This is a genomic window from Streptomyces chartreusis NRRL 3882 (assembly GCF_900236475.1).
Classification (GTDB): Bacteria; Actinomycetota; Actinomycetes; order Streptomycetales; family Streptomycetaceae; genus Streptomyces; species Streptomyces chartreusis_D.
In genome coordinates this window covers 8,051,818-8,068,329 of the sequence record NZ_LT963352.1, presented here as the reverse complement: position 1 = coordinate 8,068,329, position 16,512 = coordinate 8,051,818, and the positions used below count along the sequence as shown (strand labels likewise).

Sequence of the window (16,512 nt, the reverse complement as noted above, 5' to 3'; positions counted from 1 at the left end):
GTTTGCGCTGAAGTGCGCTCCAGCTTCTAGCGTCGGGCGGACGACCTGCCCGGAGGGAAGAGACCGTGCGTTACACACTGTTCGGCAAGACCGGTCTGCGCGTGAGCGAGCTGAGCCTCGGCGCGATGACCATCGGCGACGACTGGGGCTGGGGCGCCGGCAAGGAGGCCAGCGCCCGGATCGTCGACGCTTACGCGGAGGCGGGCGGCAACTTCATCGACACCGCCAACAACTACACCGACGGCAGCTCGGAACGGATCCTGGGTGAGCTGCTGCAGGGCCGGCGCGACACGTTCGTGCTGGCCAGCAAGTACACCTGCGGGATCCGCGACGGCGACGTCAACGCCGCGGGCAACCACCGCAAGAACCTGGTCCAGTCGGTGGAGGCGAGCCTTCAGCGGCTGCGCACCGACCGGCTGGACGTGCTGTGGGTGCACGCCCGGGACAACTTCACGCCCGTCGAGGAGGTCATGCGGGCCCTGGACGACCTCGTCCGCACGGGCAAGGTGCTGTACGTCGGTGTCTCGGACTGGCCGGCCTGGGAGATCGCCCAGGCCAACACGCTGGCGGAGCTGCGGGGCTGGACCGCGTTCGCCGGTTCGCAACTGCGCTACAGCCTGCTGGAGCGGACCCCGGAGCGCGAACTGCTGCCCCAGGCCCGGGCCTTCGACCTGGCGGTGCTGGCCTGGGCACCGCTCGCGGCCGGGAAGCTCACCGGCAAGTACCGCAGGGGCGAGGCGGGACGGCTGGGCGCCACGGGCGGTGACGTCGACCCGCGCGAGGAGGCGGTGATCAGTGCCGTCCTGGAGGTCGCCGAGCAGGGCGGCTGGAGTCCGGCCCAGGTGGCGCTGGCCTGGCTGCTGGCCCGGCCGGGCAACGTGGTCCCGATCATCGCGGCGACCAAGGAGAGCCAGCTCGCCGACAATCTGGGCAGCGTCGACGTCCGTCTCGACGCGGACGCCCTCGCCCGCCTCGACCAGGTGAGCGCGGTGCCGCTCGGCTTCCCGCACGACTTCGTCCGCGAGCCGGCCATCACCCGGAACATCTACGGCGACCGCTGGCCTGCCATCGAGGACCGCCGCTCCACGCACCGCCGCACGGCACACGAGGTGCTCTGACCCGTGGCCCGGGCTTGCTGCGGCCCGAGCCGGCCGCCGCCGGTGGACGGCTCAGCTCCGCAGCGCGCCCAGGCGGCCCTCCAGTTGGGCGAGCAACTCTCCGAGCAGGGCGGCCAGTTCGCCCTGCCCGGGGGCGTCCAGGCCGGACAGGGCGGCGGTCTCGTAGGCGAGCTGGGCGGGCAGGACGCCGTCCACGAGTTCGCGTCCGGCGTCGGTGAGGCGGAGGTGGGCGACACGGCGGTCGCGGGTGTCGCCGCGGCGTTCGACCAGGCCCCGTTCGGTCAGCTGCTTGAGGCGCTTGGTGACGGCGGCGCCCGAGGAGAAGGTCTCCCGGGCCAGCTCCCCGGGCGTCAGCTCGTGCCCGGTGCGGCGCAGCGCGCCGAGCAGATCGAACTCGGGCCGGCTGAGCCCCGCCCTGCGCAGCGGCGCGTCCTCGGCCTGCTGAAGGAGGGCGGCGCAACGGTTGATCCGCCCGATGATCTCCATCGGCCCGGTGTCGAGCCCGGGATGAACGGCCTGCCACTGCCGGACGACGGCGGCGACGGTGTCGCCCTGCCGGTGACCGCCGGGGTCCGCACCGATCGGGGCCCCTCCGGCAGCAGGGGTCTCACCGCCCGGGCTCCCTCCGGCCGCAGAGGCCCCGTAAGCCCCCGTCGTCGGCTCCGGGCCGTCCCCCGGCCCGCCCCCGTTGGGCGATGGTCCATCCGTCGCCGTCATGGCCGTGCGTCCTCCGTCTGCGTGTCCGTGCCCCGGTCCGGGAGCAGCCCCTGGCGTCGTGCCGTCGCGGCGAGCGTACGGTGTCCTGACTGTTCGGCGAGTACGACCCGCTCCTGGGGCAGGGCGCGCTGCCACCATTCGCCGGCCGCCGCGTCGGCGGTGGCGCGCAGATCGGCCAGGGCGACGGCGAGGCCGCGACGGGCGGCTCCCAGGGCGGCGGCGTCGGGGTGCGGCTCGGCCAGGAGGCGGGCGGTGCGCTCGCGGGCCCGGTCGGCGGCGGTGAGGGCGCGCTCGACGCGGTCGCCCGCACGCCGGTTGGTGACGGCCACTGCGGCGACGAAGCCGACCAGGGCGCCGACGACCGTGTCCACGAGCCGCTCGGTCATCAGCTCGCCGGGCTCCCGGTACCCGGCGAACTCGGTGACGAGCAGGGCCATGGGGGTCACGCAGACGCTGCCCAGCCAGTAGTTGCGGCTGATGAGCAGCTCGGCGCCGAAGCTGAACGCGAGGCAGCACACCACGAGGGCCGCCTGGCCCAGGTGCGCGAGCGGCACGACGGCCGCGAAGACGAGCACTCCGGCGACGTTGCCCACCACGCGCTGGACGGCCCGGCTCCAGGTCAGGGCGATGTTCGCCTGGTAGAGCGAGGCGGCGGTGACCAGGGCCCAGTAGGGGCGGCCGATACCGAGGGCCAGGGAGGCGTAGCCGGCGAGCGCGCAGCCGAGTGCGGTGCGTACGGCGAGCGGAGTCAGCGGGCCGAGCCGCGCCCAGAGCCCGCGGGCCGTGTCGACACCGAGCAGTTCGTCGGCGGCGGCCCGCGGCAGCCCGGCCTGCGGGACGGGCCCGGTACCGCGCAGCGCGCCGGCCCACGCCCGCAGACGGCCGGCGTCCGCCTCCGCCGGCGCGGCGAGGGCCACCTCGGCACGGACGACGAGCCGTTCGAGCGCGCGCCGGGTGCGGGAACGGGCGCTGGTGGACGACAGCGACTGCCAGGCGGCCTGTACGGCGGCGTAGCCCGCGGCGCGGGCCCGGGCCTGGCCCTCGCCGGTGCCGCCCGTGTCGGCGTACGCGGCGGCGGCCTTCAGCGCGGCGGCGGTGGCGCGGCGCTCCGGCCCGTGCGGGCGGACCAGCGCGGGGGCCATGCAGACCAGCCAGGCCCAGACACCCGTCGCGGCGGCCAACGCCAGATGGCCGGGGACCTGGGCGAGGGTCTGCGGCACGAACAGCGAGGCGGAGCTGACGAACGTGAGGACGACATGGCCGGGTGGCCCGACACGGGTCGCGTCGCACAGCACCTTCTGCGCGGCGGCCAGCAGAGCGCCGACGGTGACCAGGACCACGGCGCTGCCCGTGAGCGAGGCCGCGACCAGGGCGACGGCGAGCCCGCCGAGCATGCCGAGCACCACCCACACCAGGGCTCCGGCCCGGGCGGCGTAGGGCCGGTTGTGCGCGTACAGCGCGCACAGGGATCCGGCCATCGTGTACATCGCCAGGTCGAGCCGGCCGAGCGCCAGCAGGGTGAGGTTGGGAGGGGCGATCGCCGCGACCACGCTCAGCGCGGGCTTGAACCAGATGTCCGAGGGACGGCCGACGCGCAGCACGCCCGCCAGCGGGAGACGCCGGGCAGGTGGGGAGACGGGGACGGGGGTCGCACTGCTCATAGGAGACAAGGTTAGCAGGTGTTTTACTCATAAAAGACATGCTGTCACCTCGCGTGCTCCCTCGAATGCTCCCCGTGTACACCCTTGCGCTTGCGTGCGCGCCGCATGGCCCGGGCATCGATGGACCGACTGCCGAGCTGACCGACCGTCGAGCGGGGAGGGTGCGCGTGCACGGACCGGCTTCGTCCGGCTGGCTACTGGTGGTGCTCTGCGCGGTGACCGGCGCCTACTGCCTGGTGCGGATGCGCGGCAGCGCCGGGGAGCAGCGCAGCACCGCGGGCGGTGAGGCGCTGATGGGTTTCGGGATGGCCGCGATGGCGGTGCCGGCGGCGGTGTTCACTCCGCCGCCGTGGGCCTGGCCCGCCTACGCGGTGGTGTTCGGGGCGGCCGCGGTCCCCGCGCTGTGGGCGGCGCGGGCCGGCGCGCACCACCTCCACCACCTGGTGGGGGCCGGGGCCATGGTCTACATGTCCGTCGTCATGGCCGGCGCTCCCGCCCACGCGCACGGTCAGGGGGGATCTGGGGTCCCGCTGCTGACCGGTGCGCTGCTGCTCTACTTCGCCGGGTACGTGCTGCTGACCGGCGTCCGGCTGGTGCCGGTGGCCGCCGTGGCGGGCAGCGGGGCCGGGGGAGGCGGGTCCGCCGGGTGGGGCGACCGGCCGGAACTGGCGCGGGCCTGCCGGCTGTCCATGGGGATCGCGATGGTGGCGATGCTGCTGACGCTGTGAGCAGGACCGTCCCGGCGGGCCGTACGGATCCGTTGCCTGCGTCACTTTGGCGCCACAAGTCGTACCCCTGAGCCGTGCCTCACTCGTAGGCTGCGCCTCATGATGCTCCCCGCGGCACTGTTGCTGCTCGGCGCCCTGATCGCAGTGGCCGCTCCCCGGCTGCTCGCCCGGGCGGACTGGCCGGATCGTGAGCCGGTCGTGGCGCTGTGGGTGTGGCAGTGCGTGGTGGTGGCCCTGCTCGTGTGCTGTGCGCTGTCGATGACGCTCAGCGCGGCAGCCGCCTGGCACGCGGTCGGCGGGCACGTCTTCGCGACGGCGCCGGGCCCGGTCGTCGAGGCCTACGCCCTCGGTACGGCCGGCCCCTGGGCGGCGACCACCGCCGTGGCTTTGGCCGGCGGCGGGCTGTGGAGCGCGGCGATGCTGGTCCGCGAGATCGGCGGGGCACGCGCCCGGCGCCGCCGCCGACGTGCCGATCTGCTGGTCAGGGCGCCGCTGCTGCCGGGCGAGGTGGCCGTGTCCGGCCGACTCGTCGTCCTGGAGAGCGAGCGGCCCGACGCCTGGTGGCAGCCCGGCGCTCCGCCGCAACTGGTCGTCACCACGGCCGCGTTGCGCCGGCTGAAGGGCCGGCAACTGGACGCCGTGCTCGCCCATGAGCAGGGGCACGCGCGGGCGCGGCACGACTGGCTGCTGAACTGCTCCTCCGCGCTGGCGGGCGGCTTTCCGCAGGTGCCGGTGTTCGCCGCGTTCCGCGACGAGATGCACCGCCTGGTCGAACTCGCCGCCGACGACACGGCGTCCCGCCGCTTCGGCCGCCTGACCACGGCCCTGGCCCTGGTCGAACTCAACGAGCACCGCGGCGTGTTCGGCCCCTGCCCGACGCCGCAGGCACATGTCCCGGCGCGGGTGCACCGGTTGCTCACTCCCCCGGACCGGCTGTCCCCGGCACGCCGGCTGCGGCTGACGGCGGCTGCCGCCCTGGTGCCCGTGGTGCCGGTGCTGGTGGCGTTCGTACCGGGGCTGCGGGCGCTGGGATAGCCCGAATGCATGGTCCGGGGCGCCGGTGAAATCCGTGCCGATGCCAAAGGCGTGACGATCGCGTCCCGATGGCCGGAGTGTGCGGTTCGGGTAGCGAAGATCGGCTCCGTACTGGATCCGGAGCCCCCGGTTCGGCGAGGATCGCATCATGCACACCCGGTCCCTCGACTCCCCGCCCCGCCCGCAGCACGGCACCGCCGCCCGGTCGGCCGGCGTACTGGCCTTGTGCTCCGCTCTGCTGCTGACCCTCGTCGCGGCCAGATGGAGCCCGTTGATCAACGCGGACGGAGACATCTCCGCCACCACCCACCGCTGGGCGGTCGAGGAATCCGGCATCACCCAGGCGTGCCGCATCCTCACGGACTGGGTGTGGGACCCGTGGACCATGCGCGCGCTGTGCGCGGTCGTGGTCGTGTGGCTGGTGGTGCGCCTCGCGGCGCACTGGACGGCGGCGTGGCTGGCGCTGGCCGTCACGCTGGGCACGCTGTTCCAGCAGGCCCTCAAGGCCCTGGTGGACCGCCCCCGCCCGGTCTGGCCCGACCCCGTCGACTCGGCCCACTACTCGGCCTTCCCGTCGGGCCACGCCATGACCGCCACGGTGGTGTGCGGCCTCTTCCTGTGGCTCCTGCACCGGCACGGCGTCGGCCGTGCCGTGTGGCGTACGGCCGTGACCGTGGCCGTCGTGTCCGTGATCGGTGTCGGACTCACCCGTGTCTGGCTGGGCGTCCACTGGCCGACGGACGTGGTGGGCGGCTGGCTGCTGGGCGCGCTGGTGGTGGCTCTGGCGGTGTGGACGCACGAGCACCGGCAGCCGCGTACCCACCCGGACACCGCCTCGTAGGATCGCCCCCATGACGGCTGTGCTGTTCGACTTCTCCGGAACGCTCTTCCGCGTCGAGTCCACCGAATCCTGGCTGCGCGGTGTCGTGGCCGATGCCGAAGTCCCCTTCACAGAGGCCGAGTTCACCGTCACCGCGCAGGCGCTGGAGGCAGTCGGGGCGCTGCCGGGCGGTGGCGATCCCGCTCGGGTGCCGGAGGAACTGGCCGACGCCTGGCTGATCCGCGACCAGAGTGCCGCACTGCACCGGGCCGCCTACACCGGCCTCTCCCGCCAGGTCACGCTGCCCGACCCGGCGTGGCACGACGCGCTGTACGACCGCCACATGACACCGGCGGCGTGGACCCCGTACCCGGACGCCGTCGAGGTGCTGCGCACGCTGCGGGAGCGGGGCGTCCCCGTCGGGGTGGTCAGCAACATCGGCTGGGACCTGCGCCCGGTGTTCCGCGAGCACGGCCTGGACCGCTACGTCGACGCGTACGTCCTGTCGTACGAGCACGGCATCCAGAAGCCCGACCCGCGGCTGTTCGCCACCGCCTGCGAGGCGCTCGGCGCGGATCCGCGCCGGACGCTCATGGTCGGCGACGACCGCAGGGCGGACGGCGGGGCCGCCGCCCTGGGGTGTGAAGTGCACTTCGTGGACCACCTGCCGGTGACCGACCGGCCGGACGGGCTGCGGCCGGTCCTGGACCTGGTGAGCTGACCCCGCGGAAACCAGTAGCCCGAGGCCACCACCAGGTCGTCTGCTCGCCCGCCTCGGACGATCCCCCGTGTCGCCCGAGGCAGACGGCATCGCCGGTCCGGACCTCACGGTCCTGGCCGGACGCCTACGAGTATAGTTGGCTGGCAGCCAGTCAACGCAGGAGTTACAGCATGTCCCCGCGCAGCGCCTCGGTCAATGAAGAGTTGCGGAGGCGTTCGAAGGAGCGGCTTCTCCAGGCGGCGGTCGAGCTGGTCGGCGAGCGCGGCTTCGAGGCCACGACGCTCGGCGACATCGCCGACCGGGCGGGTTCGGCCCGCGGTCTGGTCTCGTACTACTTCCCGGGCAAGCGCCAGCTCGTGCAGTCCGCCGTGCACCGGCTGATGCACCGCACGCTGGAGGAGGCGCTGGAGCGCGAGCCGCGTACCGAGGACGGCCGGGAGCGGATGGCGCGGGCCATCGACGCGATCCTGGGGCTGGCCAGGGACCGGCCCGTGCTGATGCGCCAGCACATGGCCGGGCTGTTGCAGGCCGAGGGCTTCATGCCCTGCCCGGAACAGCGGCGCCTGGCCGAACTGCTGCGGGACACCGTCGCCCGGCACGGGTCACGGGACGTCGACAGCGACTACCCGATGCTGCGGGCCCTGCTGATGGGTGCCGTGTACGCCGCCCTGGTGCCGGGTGTTCCGATGCCGGTCCCGGTGCTGCGGGCCGAGTTGTTCAAGCGCTACCGGCTCGACTGGGAGCTGGGTGTCCCGCCGGAGGCCGGAGCCTCCGGCGGGAGGAGCGACAGGGATCTGTCGCGGTTCTTCGCGACCGGGGACGCACCGGGGTGCGGTCCGCAGGGTCAGCCGAAGTAGTCCGGCTGTGTCTGCACGTTGAGCTCACGCAGGTGGACCCACCGTGCCGGGTCCGTGCGCCGGTCCTTGATCTTCAGGACGTCGAAGCCCTTGGTGATCTCGTTCGAGTAGATGTAGCCGTTGTAGTAGTACGCCGACCACGAGCCGCCGAAGGTCAGCCGGTCGGTGCTCATCGGGCCGCGTTCGAAGTAGGCGATCTCCCTGGGCTTCGACGAGTCGGTGAACTCCCAGACGGAGACACCGCCCTGGTACCAGGCCTGGACCATCAGGTCCCTGCCCTTCACCGGGATCAGCGAGCCGTTGTGGGCCACGCAGTTCTCGGTGTCCGCCTGGTGGCGGGGGATCTTGAAGTAGCTGCGGAAGACGAGCTTGCGCTCGTCACCCTTGCCGACGATGTCGTAGATGCCGTCGGCACCGCGGTTCGGCCCGGTCGCCGCGTTGCAGGTGGCCGCGGGGCCGCCGCCCAGCTCGTCGGTGAACACGACCTTGTTCGCCTTCTGGTTGAACGTCGCCGAGTGCCAGAAGGAGAAGTTGACGTTGTCCTGCACGCGGTCGATGACCTTCGGGTGCTCCGGGTCCTCGACGGAGAACAGGATGCCGTCCCCCATGCAGGCGCCCGCGGCCAGGTCCTTCGAGGGCAGCACGGTGATGTCGTGGCAGCCGGTGGTCTTGGAGACGCCCGGGTTTGTGGGCCCGCCCGGATTGCCGCCGCCGTCCGGTCCCTCACCGGGGAACAGCACGGGGAAGCCCACGACCGCCGCCTTCTCGGGGGCGTTGCGCGGCACCTTGATGACGGAGATGCCGTCGTGCGGTGGCCGGCAGTCGGGGTAGGCCGCGCTCGGCGAGTACGACGAGACGTACACGTAGACGTTCCGCCGCTGAGGCACCAGCGTGTGGGTGTGCGAGCCGCAGGCGGTCTCGACGGCGGCGACGTACCTCGGGTTCCGCTTGTCGCTGATGTCGAAGACCTTCATGCCCTCCCACGAGGACTTCTCGGTCGCCGGCTGCGTGGTGCTGCTGCAACTGCTGTCGCTGCGTGAGGAGTCGGTGGACAGGAACAGCAGGTCGCCGGAGACGGAGACGTCGTTCTGCGAGCCCGGGCACAGCACCTGGGCGACCGTCTTCGGCGACTTCGGGTTGCTGATGTCGAAGATGCGGAAGCCGTCGTAGTTGCCGGCGATGGCGTATCTGCCCTGGAAGGCCAGGTCCGTGTTGGTGCCGGGCAGCACGTCCTTGGGGATGTTGGCGAGGTGCTCGATGTTGGCGGAGTGGACGATCACGTCCTGGCCGGGTATCTCGCCGCTTTCGATGGCCTCGCGCGCCTCGGCCTGCGCGCTCTTGGAGACTTCCTTCGGCGTGGGCGGCACGTCCCCCGGGTCGGGGGTGGCCCCTGCCGGCGCCGCCACGAGGAGCGCGGCCAGCAGTCCGCCGGCGATCGCACAGGCTCCCAGGCGTCTGCGGCGTGTTCTGCGGTCGTTCAACAGGATCACTGTTTTCCTCCCTGGTGCCGTTCGCTGCGGAACGGTTCACGCACCACGCAGTATCGTCCTCGTCATGCACATACCAACAGGCGCCAACAGGATCGTAAAGAAGCCACTCGGTCAATGACCCGCGGAGCATGCCCGAACGGTCGTCAGCATCACGAGGTATCCACCAACCCGCCTGCCACAGGAGGTCGTTGTGCTCTTCCGCCGCGCGTCCCGTACGTCCGTCGTCGCGACGGGGCTGGTCGCCCTGGCCGTGCTCATGACCGGGGGCTGCGACTCCGGCCCGGACCGGAAGCCTGCCGCGGCGGACGGGCCCGCCGTGATCGCACCGGGCGAGCCCGGCGAGCCGAACCGCACCCTGTCCGCCGAGGAGGCCGGCCGGCGCTCGGAGAACGACTCCCCCAACGCGGCGGACGTCTCCTACGCCCGCATGATGATCGAACACCACGCCCAGGCCCTGGTGATGACCGAACTCGCCCCGCAGCGCGCCGAGTCGGCGAAGGTGAAACGGATCGCCGCTCGGATCGCCGCCGCCCAGAAGCCGGAGATCGAGGCCATGAAGGGCTGGTTGAAGTCGTACGGCAAGCCGCTGGAGGCGGAGCGGCACGAGCACTCCGTGATGCCCGGCATGGCGACCGAGGCACAGCTGAAGAAGCTCCGAGCGGCCGACGGGAGGGCGTTCGACCAGCTCTTCCTGACGCTGATGACGACCCATCACCAGGGCGCGATCACGATGGCCACCGACGTGAAGGGGCAGGGCAACAACATCCGTATCGAGGAGATGGCCGACGAGGTGATCGCCCAGCAGACGAGCGAGATCACACGGATGCGGGACATGCTCCAGCGGACTCTGGCGGCACCCGGCGCCGGCCCGTTCAGCGCCGGGCGCGGCGCGGTGCCAGGAGCCCGGCGTCCCGGGCCTGGCCGATCAGCCTGAGGGACGTCCGACGGCTGTGTCCGGTCGCGCACATCACGGCGAGGACCGGATCTGCACCGTCCTGCTGGGCAGCGCGGTACTCCTGCGCCACCAGCCACCGCCCCTGCGCACCGCGCGGCCAGGCCGGCCGGGCCCGCCGCCCCTGGCCTGCGCGGCCTCCGGGAGCCGTCCCGGCACCGGCGTCGCACGCCTCGGCCAGCGAGTCCTCGATCCAGTCGGCGAGCACCGCCAGGTCGTCGAGGGACAGCGCGGGCTGTGCGCGTACGTCCTCCACGCCGACGCATCCCCCGGCCACGACGGCCAGTGCCTCGACGTGGGCGCCGTCCGTGAAGGCCAGCCGGACGTCGAACCATCGCGTGGCGTTCTCGTTCTCCCGCACCTCCCACGCGGGCCGCACGGACACCGCGCTGTCCACCGGAGAGCGATCAGACAGATTAAGAAAGGATGCTTCCAGCACACACAGAACGTAACCGAATGATCACATTCCATACAGATCGGACACGCGCCCGAGCGGAGCACAGCACCCTGTCAGCGGAGCCCGGCCGGTGCGATGCTGGAGGCATGAGCGCTCTCGTGAGAGCCTTCGGAATCCCCGGGTAAGGAGTTCCGCCGTGCTGCGAGTCGCCGTCGTAGGCTCCGGGCCGAGCGGGTGCTACACCGCCCAGAGCCTGGTCCAGCAGGACCCCGAGGTGCGCGTCGACGTCCTGGACCGGCTGCCGTGCCCGTACGGCCTGGTCCGCTACGGCGTGGCCCCGGACCACGAGAAGATCAAGTCGCTCCAGAACAACCTGCGCACGATCCTGGAGCACGACCGGGTCCGGTTCCTCGGAGGCGTCCATGCCGGCCCCGGTGGCGTGCCGGTCACCCGGCTGCGGGAGCTCTACCACGCGGTCGTGTACTGCGTGGGCGCCGCCACCGACCGGCATCTCGGCATCCCCGGGGAGGACCTGCCGGGCAGCTGGTCGGCGACACAGTTCGTGTCCTGGTACAGCGCCCACCCGGACGCCGTGGACGCCGGGTTCCTGCGCGACGCCCGGTCGGCCGTGGTGATCGGCGTGGGGAACGTCGCCGTGGACGTCACCCGGATGCTGGCCCGCGGCCTGGCCGAGCTCAGCCCGACCGACATGCCTCAGGCGGCCCTGACGACACTGGCGGCGAGCCGGGTGACCGAGATCCACATGGTGGGCCGGCGCGGCCCGTCGCAGGCCCGCTTCACCACCAAGGAACTGCGCGAGCTGGGCACCCTCCCGGAGACCGACGTCACCGTGGACCCGGCGGAGCTGGCCCTGGACCCCGGATACGCCGACCCGTCCACCCTGCCCGCCCCGCAGCGCCGCAACGTGGAGGTACTGCGCGGCTGGTCCGAGACACCGCCGAGCGGCGCCCCGCGCCGGATCCGGCCGCGCTTCTTCCTCCGCCCGGTCGAACTGCTCGCAGAGCAGGGCCACGTGGGTGCGGTGCGCTTCGAGCGGACGGCGCCGGACGGGCACGGCGGCGTGGCGGGCACGGGTCGGTTCGAGGACATCGAGGCCCAGCTGGTGCTGCGCTCGGTGGGTTATCGCGGGGTGCCGCTGGAGGGGCTGCCGTTCGACGCGGACAGCGGCACGGTGCCGAATCTGGCCGGGCGCGTCCTGCGCGAGGGCGTCGTCACACCGGGCGAGTACGTGGCCGGCTGGATCAAGCGGGGCCCGACAGGCGTCATCGGCACGAACCGCCCCTGCGCGAAGGAGACGGCGACGTCCCTGCTGGAGGACGCCCCGGTCCTCATCCACAAGGACGTCCCCGAGGACCCGCTCGCGGCACTGCGCGCAGCGGGAGCCGACCCGATCGAGTGGACGGGCTGGCAGTCGATCGAACAGGCAGAGGCAGTGCTGGGAGCGTCACTCGGCAGGAACGTGGTGAAGCTTCCGGACTGGCAGTCCCTCATGACCGCCGCGCACGGCGACGTGGGTTAGCCACCACGGACGGCCTGCCGAGCCGCGGCGTCGAGAAGCGCGTCCAGAAGCCCCGGGAACAGCGCATCCAGATCATCGCGCCGCAGCCCGTTCATCTTGGCCGTGCCCCGGTACACCTGCCGGATCACCCCGCTCTCCCGCAACACCCGGAAGTGATGCGTGGTCGTGGACTTCGTGACCGGCAGGTCGAAGTGCGAACAGGACAGCTCCCCGCCGACCCCGGCAAGCTCCCGCACGATCCGCAACCGCATCGGGTCGGACAGCGCATGCAGCACCCCCTCCAGCCGAATCTCGTCACACACGGGATGCGGCAGGTCGCGGCTGCTGACGGCGGGAGAGGTCACGGCGGCTCCACTTTCCTTCGGGGATCCCATAGTACGAGAACCCTCGTAGTTTGACATCCTCCGTACTACGATGCCTATCGTACGAGTCGACATCGGCCCCGTGACGAATGGAGTCCGCCGTGACCGCGCTCTTCGAGCCCTACACCCTGCGCGATGTGACGATCCCGAACCGCGTGTGGATGCCCCCGATGTGCCAGTACTCGGCCGCACCGGAGGGCCCGGAGACCGGCGTCCCCACCGACTGGCACTTCGCTCACTACGCCGCCCGCGCCACCGGCGGCACGGGCCTGATCATCGTCGAGGCCACCGCGGTGTCCCCGGAGGGCCGCATCTCGCCGTACGACGTCGGCATCTGGAACGACACGCAGGTCGAGGCGTTCCGCCGCATCACCCGCTTCCTCGTCTCACAGGGCACGGTGCCGGCGATCCAGCTGGCCCACGCCGGCCGCAAGGCCTCGACCGACCGCCCCTGGAAGGGCGGCGCGCCGGTCGGCCCGGACGCCCACGGCTGGGAGTCCGTCGCGCCGAGCCCGATCGCCTTCGACGACCGGCACCCCGTCCCGGCCGAGCTGACCGTCGACCAGATCAAGGACGTGGTCGGCCAGTTCGCGGCCGCGGCCCGCCGCGCGCTCGCCGCCGGATTCGAGATCGCGGAGATCCACGGTGCCCACGGCTACCTGATCAACGAGTTCCTCTCTCCGCACTCCAACCACCGCACCGACGCCTACGGCGGCTCGTACGAGAACCGCACCCGCTTCGCACTGGAAGTCGTCGACGCCGTACGGGAGGTGTGGCCGCAGGACAAGCCGCTGTTCTTCCGTGTCTCGGCGACCGAATGGCTCGACGAGGGCGGCTGGACCGCGGACGACACCGTCCGTTTCGCCGCCGACCTGCGGGCTCACGGCGTCGACCTGCTGGACGTCTCCACCGGCGGCAACGCCTCCGGCGTCCGCATCCCCACCGGCCCCGGCTACCAGGTGCCCTTCGCCGCCCGGGTGAAGCAGGAGACGACGCTGCCGGTCGCCGCGGTGGGGCTGATCACCGATGTCGAGCAGGCCGAGAAGATCCTCGCCAACGGTGAGGCCGACGCGGTCCTGCTCGGCCGCGAACTGCTGCGCAACCCGTCGTGGGCCCGGCAGGCGGCGCGGGAGCTCGGCGGTGAGGTGCGGGTGCCGGACCAGTACCACCGGTCGGTCTGAGCCGGCACCCGCACTTCGAGGCATAGCGCCCGCGTCAACCGGTCGCGCACGCCGTCCCGTTGAGGGTGAACGCGGCCGGAGCGGCGCTGTTGCCGCCGTGACCGGCCTGATAGCCGATGGTCACGCTCGTGCCCGGCGCGATGGTGCCGTTGTAGGACACGTTGGCCGCGGTCACCGACCCGGACGAGGGCGTGTACGTGGCGCCCCAGCCGCCCGTGACCGTCTGCCCCGCCGGGAGCGTGAAGCCGAGTTTCCAGCCGTTGACCGTCGTCGTACCGGTGTTGGTGATGGTCACGGAGGCGGTCAGGCCGGTGTTCCAGGCGTTCACCGCGGTCGTCACCTTGCAGGCGCCGGGCTGGGGCTGGGGAGCCGGGCCCGACTTGTCGAGGCCGAAGAAGGTGAGCACGCGGGATGCCATGCCCTGGGCGTACACGTTGTGGCCGATGCCCTGGAGGCTGACGGCCTCCACGGGGGCCTGGTCACCGGTGCCGCCGTAGCGCGTGCGGGTCCAGCCGGACTGGGGCGTGTCGGTGACGGCCGGAGTCTGGCTCACGCCCTGTACGTTCGTCCACTGTTTGATCTGCTCCCCGAAGTTGGGGTAGCGCAGCACGTCGTCCTCGGTGCCGTGCCAGATCTGCATCCGCGGACGGGGCCCGCTGTAGCCGGGGTACGCGCCCCGGACCAGGTCGCCCCACTCCTTCGGGGTGTGGGTGACGGTGCCGCCCGAGCAGTTGCTGTTCCACTCGGAGCCGTCGGTGGTGGCGAAGCAGGCGAACGGCACCCCGGAGAAGGCGGCGCCCGCCGCGAACACGTCGGGGTAGTCGCCGAGCAGGACGTTCGTCATCATCGCGCCGGAGGAGATGCCCGTGGCGAACACCCGGCGGGTGTCGGCGTCGTAGGTGCGGGTCACCCAGTCGATCATCGACTTGATGCCGACCGGGTCGCTGCCGCCGCCGCGGCGCAGTGCCTGGGGCGAGGAGACGTCGAAGCACTTGCTGCTGCGCGTCACGGACGGGTAGAGCACGATGAACCCGTACCGGTCGGCCAGGGTGTCGTACTCGGTGCCGTTGTACATGTCCGGGCCCGAGCCGGTGCACCAGTGCACGGCGACGACGACCGCCGGGTTCGACGTGACGCTCTCCGGCACGTACAGGTACATCCGCAGGTTGCTGGGGTTCGTACCGAAGTTGGTGACCTCGGTGAGGGTCGCGGTGGGTACGGCCTTCTCACGGGACGATTCGGGGGCGGGTTCGCGGGCGGCGGCCGTCGGCGCGGTGAGCGCGGTGGCCGCGAGCAGCGGCAGCAGCGCGGCGAGGAGCGCGAGGAGCATCGACCGCAGCGGTCTCCTCGTCATGGGCTGGGGGGTGGCAGGCACGTCCGGGTCCCTTCGGTTGTCGGGTGCGGCTCGCAGGACGTCGTGCGGCGGTTCAGCAGGTGGAGTTCGTCCGGGTCAGCAGGGCCGGCCGCCAGGGCAGCCGGCGGTACTCGCCGCTCGCGGCGGGGCCCATCCCCTGGAGAGGACCGGCGGCCCGGAGCATGAACACGAGCGCGTTGACGAACGTACGCATGCGCGGAGTCCCCATCGACCCGCCCTCTCGTGAAGGGAAGCGTCCGATCGGCATGGTGACATGGGCATGGCTCTCATGGAAGCGCTCCCACGCTTCTTCCCCGCAGCGCCGTCGCTCCGACCAGGTCCGGCCGAATGTGTTCTGCGCGAGGCGTTGACTAGAAAGCGCTTGCCCCCTACGTTCCGTTCAGCAGTGTGACCCGGAAGCGCCTCCGCCAGGGCGCCCGCCGGACCCCGCCGGGCCAGGGGAAGTGCACCCCCGAGGCATGGCAGGACCTCCGGACCGGCCGCACACAGCGCGCACGGTGAGCAACATGGCGAACGTCATTCATGTACATGACCGACCTGGCACCATGAAGGCACCACGAAGGGACGCACCCCACATGCGTACTCATCCCCCACGTACACGTGTCCGCAGATCCACCCTGGCGCTCGCCGCCGCATCCGCACTGGCGACCGTGACGGTCCTGGCCGTTCCCCAGCCGGCCGGGGCCGCCGACACCTCGCCGGTCGGGTTCGGCGCGGGGACGACCGGCGGCGGCAGCGCTTCCGCGGTCACCGTCTCCACGCTGAGCGCCTTCAAGTCGGCCGTGACCGGCAACTCGGCCAAGGTCGTCCGGGTCAACGGCCTGATCTCGCTCAGCGGTCAGGTCGACGTCGGGTCCAACACGACCGTCCTGGGCGTGGGTTCGGCGTCCGGGTTCACCGGTGGCGGGCTCCGGCTGAAGAAGGTCTCGAACGTCGTCATCCGCAACCTCAACATCAGCAAGCCGGTGGCGCCCGCCGACGGCATCACCGTCGAGGCGTCCAGCAAGGTCTGGATCGACCACAACTCCTTCTCGGCCGACCGCGATCACGACAAGGACCACTACGACGGCCTGCTGGACGTCAACCACGGCGCGGACGACGTCACGGTGTCCTGGAACACCTTCAAGAACCACTTCAAGGGCTCGCTCGTCGGCCACAGCGACAACAACGCGAGCCAGGACACCGGCCGGCTGAAGGTGACGTACCACCACAACCACTTCGCCGACGTGTACTCGCGCATCCCCAGCCTGCGCTTCGGCACCGGGCACTTCTACAACAACTACGTCGAAGGCGCCGACACCGCCTGCCACTCGCGCATGGGCGCCCAGATGCTGGTCGAGAACAACGTCTTCCGCTCGACGAAGGTCGCGGTCACCACGAACCGCAGCAGCGACGTCGACGGATACGCCAACCTGCGCGGCAACGATCTCGGAGGAGCCGCCACCGAGATCTCGCGGGTCGGCAGCTTCACCAGCCCGCCGTACGCCTACACGGCGGAGCCGGCCTCGTCCGTCGTCGCCTCGGTGACGTCGGGTGCGGGCGCCGGAAAGCTCTGACA

General features: G+C 71.9%; 17 protein-coding genes. 10 read left to right on the top strand and 7 right to left on the bottom strand.

What is annotated here, in order from left to right; translation table 11 throughout:
* The first annotated feature begins 65 nt into the window (after positions 1-65).
* Positions 66-1,118 carry an aldo/keto reductase gene (locus SCNRRL3882_RS36340; protein ID WP_010037552.1) on the top strand — a complete coding sequence of 351 codons (1,053 nt, stop codon included), beginning with the start codon at positions 66-68 and terminating at the stop codon, positions 1,116-1,118.
* 51 nt (positions 1,119-1,169) lie between these two features.
* Here the strand turns inward: SCNRRL3882_RS36340 and SCNRRL3882_RS36335 are convergent, their stop codons facing one another.
* Both SCNRRL3882_RS36335 and SCNRRL3882_RS36330 read right to left on the bottom strand, forming a co-directional pair.
* Entirely contained in the window at positions 1,170-1,835 is a 666-nt protein-coding gene (locus SCNRRL3882_RS36335; protein ID WP_102514917.1) for a MarR family winged helix-turn-helix transcriptional regulator, read from the bottom strand.
* Entirely contained in the window at positions 1,832-3,496 is a 1,665-nt protein-coding gene (locus SCNRRL3882_RS36330; protein WP_029181000.1) for an FUSC family protein, read from the bottom strand. Before SCNRRL3882_RS36330 ends, SCNRRL3882_RS36335 begins: the two co-directional genes overlap by 4 nt.
* A gap of 167 nt (positions 3,497-3,663) precedes the next feature.
* Between SCNRRL3882_RS36330 and SCNRRL3882_RS36325 the strand changes: the two genes are divergently transcribed.
* The 5 genes from SCNRRL3882_RS36325 (at position 3,664) to SCNRRL3882_RS36305 (ending at position 7,657) form a co-directional block, all read left to right on the top strand.
* On the top strand, positions 3,664-4,224 hold the full coding sequence (locus tag SCNRRL3882_RS36325) for a DUF5134 domain-containing protein (RefSeq protein ID WP_010037549.1): 561 nt from the start codon (positions 3,664-3,666) through the stop codon (positions 4,222-4,224).
* A gap of 99 nt (positions 4,225-4,323) precedes the next feature.
* A complete protein-coding gene (locus tag SCNRRL3882_RS36320; protein WP_010037548.1) occupies positions 4,324-5,259 on the top strand; it encodes a M56 family metallopeptidase in 936 nt (311 codons plus the stop codon).
* Positions 5,260-5,407: 148 nt separating this feature from the next.
* The gene (locus SCNRRL3882_RS36315; protein WP_010037547.1) at positions 5,408-6,100 is read left to right on the top strand and encodes a phosphatase PAP2 family protein; all 693 of its coding nucleotides are present in this window, start codon (positions 5,408-5,410) and stop codon (positions 6,098-6,100) included.
* Between the two features lie 10 nt (positions 6,101-6,110).
* The gene (locus tag SCNRRL3882_RS36310; protein ID WP_010037545.1) at positions 6,111-6,800 is read left to right on the top strand and encodes an HAD family hydrolase; all 690 of its coding nucleotides are present in this window, start codon (positions 6,111-6,113) and stop codon (positions 6,798-6,800) included.
* Positions 6,801-6,970: 170 nt separating this feature from the next.
* On the top strand, positions 6,971-7,657 hold the full coding sequence (locus SCNRRL3882_RS36305) for a TetR/AcrR family transcriptional regulator (RefSeq protein ID WP_010037544.1): 687 nt from the start codon (positions 6,971-6,973) through the stop codon (positions 7,655-7,657).
* Here SCNRRL3882_RS36305 and SCNRRL3882_RS36300 read toward each other — a convergent pair.
* Entirely contained in the window at positions 7,645-9,147 is a 1,503-nt protein-coding gene (locus SCNRRL3882_RS36300) for an LVIVD repeat-containing protein (RefSeq protein ID WP_010037542.1), read from the bottom strand. The genes SCNRRL3882_RS36305 and SCNRRL3882_RS36300 overlap by 13 nt on opposite strands.
* A gap of 190 nt (positions 9,148-9,337) precedes the next feature.
* On the opposite strand from SCNRRL3882_RS36300, the gene SCNRRL3882_RS36295 reads away from it, so the two are divergent.
* Positions 9,338-10,081: a DUF305 domain-containing protein gene (locus tag SCNRRL3882_RS36295; RefSeq protein ID WP_010037541.1), complete on the top strand. Its 744-nt coding sequence runs from the start codon at positions 9,338-9,340 to the stop codon at positions 10,079-10,081.
* Here the strand turns inward: SCNRRL3882_RS36295 and SCNRRL3882_RS36290 are convergent.
* A complete protein-coding gene (locus SCNRRL3882_RS36290) occupies positions 10,020-10,484 on the bottom strand; it encodes a DUF6214 family protein (protein WP_029180999.1) in 465 nt (154 codons plus the stop codon). The genes SCNRRL3882_RS36295 and SCNRRL3882_RS36290 overlap by 62 nt on opposite strands.
* Positions 10,485-10,692: 208 nt before the next feature.
* Here SCNRRL3882_RS36290 and SCNRRL3882_RS36285 point away from each other — a divergent pair, with 208 nt between their 5' ends.
* Positions 10,693-12,036, top strand: coding sequence for an FAD-dependent oxidoreductase (locus SCNRRL3882_RS36285; RefSeq protein WP_010037539.1), 1,344 nt, complete (start codon positions 10,693-10,695; stop codon positions 12,034-12,036).
* On the opposite strand, the gene SCNRRL3882_RS36280 is transcribed toward SCNRRL3882_RS36285, so the two are convergent.
* Positions 12,033-12,380: an ArsR/SmtB family transcription factor gene (locus SCNRRL3882_RS36280; RefSeq protein WP_010037536.1), complete on the bottom strand. Its 348-nt coding sequence runs from the start codon at positions 12,378-12,380 to the stop codon at positions 12,033-12,035. The genes SCNRRL3882_RS36285 and SCNRRL3882_RS36280 overlap by 4 nt on opposite strands.
* A 119-nt stretch (positions 12,381-12,499) precedes the next feature.
* On the opposite strand from SCNRRL3882_RS36280, the gene SCNRRL3882_RS36275 reads away from it, so the two are divergent.
* Complete coding sequence (locus tag SCNRRL3882_RS36275) at positions 12,500-13,579, top strand: NADH:flavin oxidoreductase/NADH oxidase (RefSeq protein WP_010037535.1); 1,080 nt, start codon at positions 12,500-12,502, stop codon at positions 13,577-13,579.
* A 34-nt stretch (positions 13,580-13,613) separates the two neighbouring features.
* Here the strand turns inward: SCNRRL3882_RS36275 and SCNRRL3882_RS36270 are convergent, their stop codons facing one another.
* Positions 13,614-14,933 (bottom strand): PHB depolymerase family esterase, encoded by a 1,320-nt coding sequence (locus SCNRRL3882_RS36270; RefSeq protein WP_231911196.1) that lies wholly within the window; start codon positions 14,931-14,933, stop codon positions 13,614-13,616.
* 73 nt (positions 14,934-15,006) lie between these two features.
* Positions 15,007-15,147, bottom strand: coding sequence for a hypothetical protein (locus SCNRRL3882_RS40920; RefSeq protein ID WP_010037531.1), 141 nt, complete (start codon positions 15,145-15,147; stop codon positions 15,007-15,009).
* A 382-nt stretch (positions 15,148-15,529) separates the two neighbouring features.
* Between SCNRRL3882_RS40920 and SCNRRL3882_RS36265 the strand changes: the two genes are divergently transcribed.
* Positions 15,530-16,510: a pectate lyase family protein gene (locus SCNRRL3882_RS36265; protein WP_010037529.1), complete on the top strand. Its 981-nt coding sequence runs from the start codon at positions 15,530-15,532 to the stop codon at positions 16,508-16,510.
* Positions 16,511-16,512 lie beyond the last annotated feature (2 nt).